Origin of the sequence: Paenibacillus enshidis, from assembly GCF_042136365.1 — a bacterium.
In the GTDB taxonomy this organism is placed as follows: domain Bacteria; phylum Bacillota; class Bacilli; order Paenibacillales; family Paenibacillaceae; genus Paenibacillus; species Paenibacillus enshidis.
This window is the reverse complement of record NZ_JBHHMI010000013.1, coordinates 110,816-121,371: the sequence shown is the minus strand read 5'-3', so window position 1 is coordinate 121,371 and position 10,556 is coordinate 110,816. Positions and strand designations below refer to the sequence as shown.

8 protein-coding genes and 1 pseudogene are annotated in these 10,556 nt (G+C 45.9%); 3 read left to right on the top strand and 6 right to left on the bottom strand.

The features are described from left to right. The 4 genes from ACE41H_RS15775 to ACE41H_RS15760 all read right to left on the bottom strand — a co-directional run. On the bottom strand, window positions 1-644 hold a 644-nt coding region (locus ACE41H_RS15775; protein ID WP_375356381.1), incomplete at its 3' end, for a DEAD/DEAH box helicase. Next, the gene (locus ACE41H_RS15770) at window positions 641-1,963 is read right to left on the bottom strand and encodes an ATP-binding protein (protein ID WP_375356379.1); all 1,323 of its coding nucleotides are present in this window, start codon (window positions 1,961-1,963) and stop codon (window positions 641-643) included. The genes ACE41H_RS15770 and ACE41H_RS15775, both read right to left, overlap by 4 nt. 10 nt (window positions 1,964-1,973) lie before the next feature. Beyond that, the gene (locus ACE41H_RS15765; RefSeq protein WP_375356378.1) at window positions 1,974-4,997 is read right to left on the bottom strand and encodes a TerB N-terminal domain-containing protein; all 3,024 of its coding nucleotides are present in this window, start codon (window positions 4,995-4,997) and stop codon (window positions 1,974-1,976) included. Between the two features lie 750 nt (window positions 4,998-5,747). Then, window positions 5,748-6,041, bottom strand: coding sequence for a hypothetical protein (locus ACE41H_RS15760; RefSeq protein ID WP_375356377.1), 294 nt, complete (start codon window positions 6,039-6,041; stop codon window positions 5,748-5,750). Window positions 6,042-6,176: 135 nt separating this feature from the next. Here ACE41H_RS15760 and ACE41H_RS15755 point away from each other — a divergent pair, with 135 nt between their 5' ends. From ACE41H_RS15755 to ACE41H_RS15745, 3 genes and pseudogenes are all read left to right on the top strand, one after another. After that, window positions 6,177-6,527, top strand: coding sequence for a hypothetical protein (locus ACE41H_RS15755; RefSeq protein ID WP_375356376.1), 351 nt, complete (start codon window positions 6,177-6,179; stop codon window positions 6,525-6,527). Then, window positions 6,488-6,583: pseudogene (locus ACE41H_RS15750) on the top strand (IS66 family transposase); the annotation flags it as partial. The gene ACE41H_RS15755 and the pseudogene ACE41H_RS15750, both read left to right, overlap by 40 nt. Before the next feature lie 3 nt (window positions 6,584-6,586). Continuing rightward, window positions 6,587-6,748 (top strand): hypothetical protein, encoded by a 162-nt coding sequence (locus tag ACE41H_RS15745; protein WP_375356387.1) that lies wholly within the window; start codon window positions 6,587-6,589, stop codon window positions 6,746-6,748. Between the two features lie 450 nt (window positions 6,749-7,198). Here ACE41H_RS15745 and ACE41H_RS25295 read toward each other — a convergent pair whose 3' ends face one another. Beyond that, window positions 7,199-7,342 (bottom strand): DUF5983 family protein, encoded by a 144-nt coding sequence (locus ACE41H_RS25295; RefSeq protein ID WP_445974746.1) that lies wholly within the window; start codon window positions 7,340-7,342, stop codon window positions 7,199-7,201. A gap of 177 nt (window positions 7,343-7,519) precedes the next feature. Beyond that, a complete protein-coding gene (locus ACE41H_RS15740; protein ID WP_375356375.1) occupies window positions 7,520-10,546 on the bottom strand; it encodes a DEAD/DEAH box helicase in 3,027 nt (1,008 codons plus the stop codon). Between the last annotated feature and the right edge of the window lie 10 nt (window positions 10,547-10,556).

The window sequence follows — 10,556 nt, the reverse complement described above, 5'->3', positions numbered from 1 at the left end:
ATCACTTTCACCGGTACCGTGCTTCCCGATCCCAACCAGGCAGCTGCTCCTTTGTAATCGCTTAGCGTAGCAGATAAACCGATCCTACATGGACGACAGGAAGCCAGCTTCTCGATTCGGCCCAGCTGACACAGCAGCTGCGCTCCGCGATCGGCTGCCATAAAAGCATGCATCTCATCGATAACGACGTATCGAAGATCATGAAACATCTCCTGGATGGCAGCAGGATGATTCATCAGCAATCCTTCTAAAGATTCTGGCGTTATTTGCAGGATACCTGCAGGATGTTTCATCACTTTTAGTTTCTCGGACCTGGACACATCCCCATGCCAGTGTGCTACAGGGATATTCCCTTCCTTTAGCAGTTCCTGAAGCCGATCAAACTGGTCGTTAATGAGTGCCTTCAGAGGGGCGATGTATAGAATGCCTATCGATGCGGATGGTCGATGATACAAATCTGTGAGAGCCGGGAACAAAGCGGCTTCCGTCTTGCCAGAAGCCGTTCCTGCTGCGATTAAAACATGATTCTCGGTCTCGAGGATCACCTTTACTGCTTCTACTTGGGTTTCCTGCAGCTTCTCCCACTTCTTTCTATAAATATACTCCTGAATAAATGGCGCCAGCTTGGAAAAGTACGCCGTCACAGTTCGAATTCCTCCAGGAGTTGGTCCATCTCATCGTGAAGAGGTTCGATGGAATTTTGTTCACTGCGTTCTTGCAGAAGGTCATCATAGCGTATATCCGGATTCTGCCGCAGCGTATGAAGCAGATCCAAAAAATCACGGATCACTTCTCGTAGGGTGAGCAGTTCATCAGCTCCAAGACGATTCATTGTCATTTGCATGAATTGAACCAACTGATCATTGCTCAATGTTGCTAGATACCCAAAGTGTAACGCATGGATCTCCTTCAATTTCTGCAAAAGGATTAGAATTTCTTCATGCGATAGTACATTCAGCCGAATGAGCGGGCCGACATAATTCTGATAACCTGCCTCTGAAAACCGGCCTTCCACGAGCCGCGATCGCAAAGCTTCATAACTGAATAATCCCCTGCGTTCATCCTCCAAAAATTGCGGTGTCCCTCCTATGTAAATACCCAGGTGCCTTGCTTTACCCTGCATAGTGTCATTGAACATAGAAAGCAATTTTTCATAATTCCCTTGCCTGGACACAGCGTTCGTGATTTTGTACAAATTCACACCCTCATCAATCATCAACAGTAGCCCTTTGTAACCGATCCGGGTCGAAAATTCGGCCCAAAGCTTCACATAGTCATACCAACTGTCATCGTCGATAATGACCGTCACGCCAAGCTCTTTTCTTGCTTCTGTCCGGGTACTGTACTCTCCTCTGAGCCAGCGTAAAGCAGCTTGCCTTTTCTCATCATCGCCCAGCTTGTATCCGCTCCAGTAGGTAGCAAGAACCTTACCAAAATCGAATCCATGAATTAGCGCATGCATCTGAGTAATGGTGTGATAAATGCGCTGCTCAACCCCGATCGTTACAGCGGGGTCATCCGGCAGCAGGCCCTCCTCCGTCATAATTGCTTGTTGGATACTAGAAACCCACTTTTGAATCATAATCTCCAGCGCCCCGCCATCCGGTCTTGTTTTCGTGGATAGCCTGGATATCAATTCTCGGTATGTGGCTATTCCTTGGCCCTTCGATCCCACCAGCCGACGTTCGGGGGATAAGTCCGCATCTGCAACTACAAATTCCCGGTCCATCGCATAATTACGAATGGTCTGCAGCAGAAAGCTTTTCCCACTACCATATCTGCCAGTAATGAGCCTGAAGGCTGCGCCTCCCTCTGCTATACTATCCATGTCACGCAATATAGCCTCTATTTCCTGCTTTCTGCCAACGGCCACATACTCCAGTCCGATCCTCGGGACTACCCCTGCCGTTAAGGAATTAATAATTGCAGTCGTTACTCGTTTGGGGATTTTTAAGTCAGTCAAAAAGATCACCTCATCCAAAATTGATTAGTTCCCGATATTCCTCGACGATGACTGTTCCATCAATGAGCAAGTCACCCAGGGTTTCCATAGCTATATCATTGACCTCGTCCAGCAAAAGCTCAAGCATTGTGCCATGAGCTGCAGCTGCTTGAACCAGCTCTGCTGCAGGAGCACTCTGTTTGATTAATGTCAATAATTGTAGATGTTTCGGATGTAGACGTTGACGCAGCTGCTCCCAGCTGCTCCCCTCCTTGGATCCGATCTGCATTTCCTCCACCTGCGCGGCCATCATCAATGGATGCTGATCTTCGTTGGTTTCTAGGGGTTCGTAAACATTCTCTGTAGCAAGCATCTGCTGTACTTGCTCTGTGTCCTCCTGCAGCGACAGAAGAACCTCCTGGTTAATCCGGATATTCCTTTCTTTTCGTAGAACCTGTGCCTGGTGAGCCGTGAAATACTGATCGATGTGCTGCTGCAAACCAGGCGCAAGCGCAGTCTGTCGATACCTCGCCTTCATGTTGGAAGCGAAACGTATCTTATTTTCCGAATACCGGATGATGCTCGTAATCCAATCCCGAAACGGTTTATTGTCTCTGTAAGGAGAAACTTGTAACAAAACAGTTCGCTGGCTGCCGGCATACAAGGCATGCCGAAACACGTTACGCTGAACCGACTCTACCTCTGCTGGCTGGAATTGTTCCGCCAATGATACTCCATGATCTTTATGGAGTTGTGTACTGCACCATCCAATAACGCGAGGCAAATGAAACTCCATTTGCTCCTTAATCGAATCGATATAGTCTGTTGGTTCATTATACAGCTGGGTTATGATGTCAAACGGTATTCGTGCCGGCGTATCCCGGAGCCGCTGCATGAGTGCTGCATCGATAACGGGAGTTGAAACAAAATCCACATGACCCGCGATCACCTCCATATGGTCCACCTCAACACCATATACCCAGGAAAAATCCGCTATCCAATCCATCAAGTATGACGCCAGCTCAGGAAAGTCATTACGGTAGAAATTCCAAATCGATATAAGCTGCCGCTGGCCATCTATTGGTTCTATCCAGCCAATACCGTTTATCAGCTCATAGATGTACATAAAGATACAAGGCAAGGAAGTCTTATGGTAGCGTCCTGCCCTCGTTTCAGCACGCCAGTAGAAATACCAGGAAGCCTGTTCTGCTGTGAACTGCGGTAAGTACCCCTCATATCCATCTGGTGCTAGAAGTCCGCCCGAAGGTAGTGCTGCTTCCTCGAATTGTCTTGCATGAGCTACAAAAATCTGCTCTGGCGTCTGTAGGTACACCGATTCTGTTTCTTCTTGAACAATGTCGGCTACTATCTTTCCAAAGGCCGCAGGGTATATCAATTGCTGCGCTACATTCGGATCTTGATAACCCAGGATGGATGCTTGAATTTTCATATTTATAGCTTCAGGAGGATTCACATAAAAAGACAAACGGAGTCTAGCGCGTACTTGACACATCCATTCAAATGTCTTATTAGCCTCGGTTTTGACGACCTCTTCTGGAGCAAGAAAAATGCAAATATCAAAGTTTCGGTCTTGAATAAAACGATTCTTGCCAGCTATGTAAGGCGTGACAGCGACCAAGGTTGGTATTGCTTCAAGTCGATCCTCTTCTTTAATCCAGGTTATCGAAGAACCCGTCCAACCACGTTCAAATCGTTCAAGTTGGTTTTTTGGGCCCATCAGTAGAATAGTGAAGTCAGGGTGCTGTTCTATCAAGTCCATCAGGATATGGTAGCTTGCCGGTAACCAGACTCTCTCACCGCAGGCCACCCCTCCCTGCAAACCACATTGCAGTAATGCTTTCAGATGTGAGGCTGCATCCATAGCAGGAAAAGTAGGAAGATCAGAGATGAATGGAAACTGTTCGAACTGATTGGATCGTTGCTGAACAATTTCGTCGGGAGTAAGCTCTACTTTAGCTATGGATAATGCATTGTCCAGCAAACCTTGATTAGCTAAAATGCGGACCGGTATCCATCCATTAGGGTGAAAAATATAACGCTCATGTGCTCGGTAAGAAAAGTGAAGTTCCAGCGCCTTCATTCGTTGATCACCTGTTCCGATTACTGGCATGCCGTACACGGACCCGATCCCCTTGTGGTATTCCATAATAGCCTCAAGAGACAATTCAAAGTTTCGAATAATACGGTGCATGGAATGAAGGGCATCTACATCGCCGCGGATATAACTGCTCCACTTTTCGATATGATCAAGCAGGTATGGAATCTGCTGCCCCTTTAGAATAAACCGGTCCCTTCCCTGCTTCTCGCAGCTCAGCAAAAATTGCTCTATTTCATTTTGATAAGGGCTAAGGAAAAATTGATCATTGTCAGCCAACACATAATCCTCTATGCCCGGTACAATTTCTGGCCGTCGGCAATTTTTCAAAAGGATCATCAGTATGCTTACTTCCGTCACCTTCACAATGTCCAGGTGAAATATTGGTAGCTTCCGCAGCTTAATAGAAGAGTCTATAGGAATGCCGCGCTGGAGTGCATCAGGGATAGTTATGCTCAGAAATTCAACGATTTTCGTAGCCGGTATGGGAGACTGAATCCAAATGTTATCCTTAGCTGTCCACCCACGGATTTGAAAGATCCTGTCATTAAATAAAAACCAGCCATTCTCCCACACTTCAGACGAGTCCGGCGGGAAACACACAGCTTCCATCTGCTCACGATCCCACGCTAACGAGAATCGAAAGTCATCAGGATGTGAATTGAGCAGATCAAGTTGCAATATCCGTGGGTCAATAGAGATTTCGTATCTTTGGTCTTCACTGAATCTGAGCAAACCCTCCCGGCACGCTACGACATACTGCGGATGGATGGCTTGCGTGGAGCCATCTGTCCACACTCCTTCTAGCCTCATTGCTTGGGAAAGGGTCTTAAGCGAATACGTAGCATCGACGGATAGTACAAAATCATTCTCTTTTGAAAATCGAAAGAAAACCTTGACCGGATCTCTATTTCGAAAAAGAGATGATAGCCATCGCATAATATTCCTCCCTTCTCACATTAACTAATTATACATCTAATTAATTAATTAGTTAATTGATTATGGAATATTATCCTAATCAAAATTGCGGCCACACGTTATTACCAAGAATGTAATAATTGGATAGAAAGTGAATTTCAAAAAGGAGAAGTCTACACCGGAGATTTTTACGATGAAACAGTAAAAAAATTTCTTCACAGTTTTGTTTGCTGCTTCAACTCATAGCCCTGCGTTACTCGGGACACGTTCCCGGTCTGTTTTTCGCTACCTGCGAACGCCATCCCGTGCCGTCGTATCCGAAGCCACGGTTGCGGCTCATTTCAGTAAGTCTATTTTTCACCTGTTTGCTCAAAACCCGCATTTACCTATAACCAAATTTATTCGCTCCAATCAGAATACAGCTGATTTTGACGCGGATTCGCTGTTCTTAGACGTAGGAACTTTCACTGTCCAGTTATCATATAATACATTAAGTATACGATCACCAGTGAAAATTAAACAAGAAAACTGAAGCGGCGTATAAATCATCATTGTTTAAATTTAAATAGAAAAAGGAAAAAGCCGGAATTCGATAAGAAATCCGGCGATAAATAAAAGCTTACCCAAATCCCATATAGGGGTAGTACCAGCGAAGTGACACCACCCGCAAAGTAGATGTAATTAAATGGGGAATTTATTGATAACTACGTTGTACTCCTGCTGAGCATCGGTGATTCCAGTTTTGAATAAACTTCCAACGACTTACTGCTTTCATGTCCCGAATAAGGCTGTATGAGCGTCATCGATGCCCTGCTTTTTTAAGCCAGCGACGAGCCGCTCTAATCTATTTCTGTCCGGTTCCTCCAACCGGGGGCCGAGGAGGCCAAATACGAATTGAACAAATTGCACTGCTTCCTCGAGAAATGCTATACCTGTTACAATTGTAGTTGGGATATTTCCAGACATAAATGCAGTCACAAAATTAAAAAGTGAGCCCAATAATTTCAGGAAGCGTGAGAATAGATCATTCGGTGGCGGTGGTGGCGGAAATCCTCCATAACCCATTTATTTTCACTCCTCTTTCGAAATAGAAAGCTAACTGTAACTATTCAGGTTCCTCGTAAACAACAAATCTCTGAAGGAAGCGATGGAGGATGCCGACGTACTGCCGAATTTCCGGGGTACCGCCGTTCACTATGCATGGCCCCGTATTTTCAGCACGACCAATGCGACCATGCGCTCTGCAACGTCCATCATCTGCGGGAAATGATCTTCGTGCTGGAACAGGAGAAGCCGTCCTGGGCCAAAGCGATGATCAACCTGCTTCTGGAATCCAAGGCGGTCGCACAATCCGGAGAAGCGTGGACGACAGAAACGATCTCCCATTTGGCCGCACGATATGATATGATCGCATTCTGGAAGTGGGACGTCTGGAGGATGCGAAACAGAATCTGCGAGTGGTGCAGCCCGTCGGCAAGCGAGGGAAACCGAAGCAGAGCAAACCGAAAAACTTGCTCGATCGGCTTCAAACCCATCGGCTTTCCGTACTGACTTTCTTATGCGACCCGAGTGTACCCTTCGACAACAACCAAGCTGAACGAGAGATACGGATGATGAAGGTACAGCAGAAGATTTCCGGGACGTTACGCAGTGAGCAAGGAGCCAAGGTATTCAGTCGTATTCGTAGTTTCATTTCCACTGCGAAAAAGCAATCCCTCTCCATCATCGATGCTCTTGAACGGGCCTTCCGAGAACAGCCGGTTCTGCAATAACCCTTTCTCGATTCCCGTCGGGGTGCTCCGCACCCCTTATTTGCGTTGTGTCCAACTGAGTACCTGAAAGTTACAGCTTACTTATCTAATTCACTTAAAGAGTTAATTGAAACAGATAACAGTCTAATTAGGCACACACAAATAAATAACTGAGCAATTCAAGATGATATCTACCCGGAAATACATGCTCAGCGATTTTCGTTCGTTTTCACTGGGAAAAAGTTCCTATTATACAGTGGGATAATGGGGCTTTCTTAATTTAAATACACCTCCCCCTACACCATCGTGTAGCACTATAATCCTATCCTGCAGATCCGCCACATATTGCGAAAATTACCCAACTAACGGCAATACTGATGCCCACCAGCAACCGTTTACGCCAGGTAACACTGGCATCGGGTCGTCCTGGTAACAACAAAGCAGCCACAAGTGGCTGCTCCGTTGAAAGCTTCAAACCCGTTCAAAGATTGGTATTTGTTCGTATACAGTTCCACTGACGTCGAGCATAATATATTCACATTCCTGTGCTTCTGCCAGTGTGAATATCTGTTTCAAATCTTCGGGAAGATTTTCAGTAGAGTGTATCACCGGTATAAAAAATCCTCATCCCTCTTTCTCAAACACTAAGATGTCAAGCGAGTTGTCATCTAATAGTTGGATTGTTTTAGAAGAAAGGTGTTCTAAGTTAATCTCAAGCATTTTTAGTATTGATGCTTCCACATGAGAATCCTCCCGATTTATGTTATTAATATTTGAACATATTAATAATCACTAGAAGTCCATAGCAATTTGATCCGTAGATACGCGATAGGTCTTACGTACATTTTGTTTGGATTTTACTGTACTGGATTTGCTGCCGGATACACTTAAATCCACTTTTTGTGAAGGTACCGGCTTACAGGTCAATTGATACAACCATCTACGAAACTGCACTTCGTCGGAGGACACTTGCTCAGCATGCCAGATTAACGCACAGTTTCCATCGTATTGCTGCAACGTAAAACCAACTACTCCTTGTGATACCTGTTCCTCGACAAAATGTATCTGTTCCTGAAATCGATTTAAGGTATCCTGTGGAATATGATCTGCTGCCCAAAGAAGTAAGGCTTCGCGCAAAGTAGCAGTTGTATAACGGACTATTGGGTTCTGATCCTCAGTAGTCGCAACCTCCTGTGCTGTGGTAATAGGTGTAGTCAGATCCAGGGTTGAATGAAAGTACGATGTAAAAGTGGTTTCTTGGAATTCAGCAATCCAATCCTTCTTACGAACAACCCGTTGTCCTTCTTCAGCATGCTGCATGACCATTTCCCGGCGCGCTGGCTTTGGAGTGACTTCAACCTCGGTAAGCAGCACAGCAGCTTTCTCCGCGGGTTTCTTTATCTCAGAAATCATCGAGAAGATGTCATATTCCTCGGCTGCTTGAGCTGCAGGAAGTTCAATTGGTGCAGCAGGTGCAAGAGCCTCTGCATCAATCGTCATGGTCCCCCAGATCGATTCAGCACTTTCTACTCCCTCAACCTGATTACCAACAAACCTTTTGGCCAATTCCGCCGCAATACTGCCTCCGCCGGCAGAACTGGTCAACGCACTTAACCCATCCTGACTAAACTTCCCTTCCAGAGCCATGGCCGTACTCATCTTCGCCGCCATTAGATTCAGCGCCAGCTCCTGCATTGTATTCTTATAAGCACTGTATAGTGTCAAGCAGAGATTCTTTTGACCGATCCGGAAATGCCGTCTTGAAGCTTGGCGAATATCGTTGACTTTATAGCCCGTCTGATAGAAATACAATGTAGGGAAGCCAAGTAAATCAAGTCCTGTTGATACTAACTTAGGGTGCGTAAGTAATACCTGCACCCCTTCTCGCTCTCGAGCGGCGATCCATTCCTCGCGCTCTTTCCCGGGTACTGTAGAACGTAGAATAGCGGTTTTGATTCCTCGCTCCTGCAGCAGCATCTCCAACCGCTCATGAGTCCCACCTTTACCAGTAAATACGGAGAATATACAGACTTTTCGGCCTAACTTTAACTGTCCCTTAACGAATTTGAGCAGCTGCTGCTCTTTAGGATAGATGACCCTATCACTCAATCGATAATGATCAGGTACAATGCAATCCCCTGTATCCGGATGGTAGATTCCATTAAAATTAAAAGGGAGATCCGGATAGCTAAGCAGCGTGTTAACCAGGCTACCTAATAATAGCGACTGTCCTGTGGCTCGAAGATCCTTGTCAATCTGTTGTCTTAACAAATTTTCAACCATGTTCAGATTTGCTTCGAGATACCAGGGCGGAGCTACAAGCCGCATACTTTTACAGATCTTCCGCTTCTTCTTTCCCGCTTTTCGCTCGATTCTGGCCTTGCCGTTCATAAAGGTACGGCTGCCTTCCATCGAGACATTTACAGGCCCTTCTTTGAGCTCTGGTAACACCTCAAAGATATCTCCCATCTGAATGAAACAGGCAACATCACTGAGGAAGTCCGTAAATAGCTGCGGACCAATCGAAGCCAGCTCCTTGACGCTTACTCGCTTCGTTGTACCGTTACTGGAGCTATTTAACGTGTTATCCTTTTTGATCTTGACCGTTCTCTCTCTTACCCCGTACAAATCAATCCATTTGGACACCTCACCCCACCGGAAACCATTCTCGATCATCCGCTGCGGGAACATCCGAAAGAATAATTCAAACAGACTCGAAGCATACCCGTTTGATAAGGTACCCGTCATAGCAAGCGAATACTTGGCACAATTCATAAATACATGAAAGGCATGTGCTTGAGCGCTGCCACCGGCAAGCTCATGGCACTCATCTCCAATACAGAGGTCGAAGGAACGTTTAAAATACCTTTTCATGAGGTCAGCTGGAGATACTCTTCGTGGAGCTCCTCCGGTTGCTCCTACTAACTCTCCGCTTATATTACGTTTATCTCTGTTTTTAGCCTGCCACAACGGGCTGCCGCAAAGTTTTTCTTTAAATTCAACCCGTTTCATCTTCCGCCCATCGGGGTCCACTTCATAGTGAACGGCTGAAACCTTTTTAATTTTATTTGTACATTTCAAATTATAGGTACGACGCACGGGTTTTCCGTGTTTATCAAAGAAATCCTCATCCTCCATAGGAAGTAGACTGTCGTCTACCTCCTTCATGAGTTGTCCACCACATTCCGGGCATACCCAGCCGCTAAAAGCAGTGGTAGGATAAAAGGTGTCTTCAGCGCCCTTGCGCTCTACTTTTTTCTTGTAGGTCCGTTGGACTCGCTTAGCTGCCAGCTCATACGTAAATCCCAGCTTTGCAGTATCTCTAGCAATGATATAGACCTCGATTTTCCGGGGCTTTTGCTTGAACACCCCTGAATCCTTTAGGTTCAGGACGTCCTTGTAGTTATTTAAAAAGGTCACCTGGCATTTGTCTTTCAGCAGCATCTGGATTTCCCGTTTGGTCTTTTTGACCAAGTGATTCGGCACCATGTACAAAACCCGACCTACTCCCTGAAGCATGGTCTGAATTGCAGCATAGAAGACCCCGATGGACACGGACGTTTTTCCCGTCCCCATCTCCCCGCAGACCAACAATCTGCGACTTTTCTGGAATCCTTTATAAAGTGCAGTCACGACATGAGCCTGGGCCGCAAAAAGCGGCCGCTGGATCTCGTCTAGAATAGGGAGATAAGGATCGTTGACTGGGTGGTGAACCGGGATATATTCTTCGTTCAGACGACGGATTAAGTCGTTTCCAAACATCCCCAGATAATCACCGATGTTATCAACCTGATCCCAGCTGGTTAATTGAGTATTCATAGTTATCTCC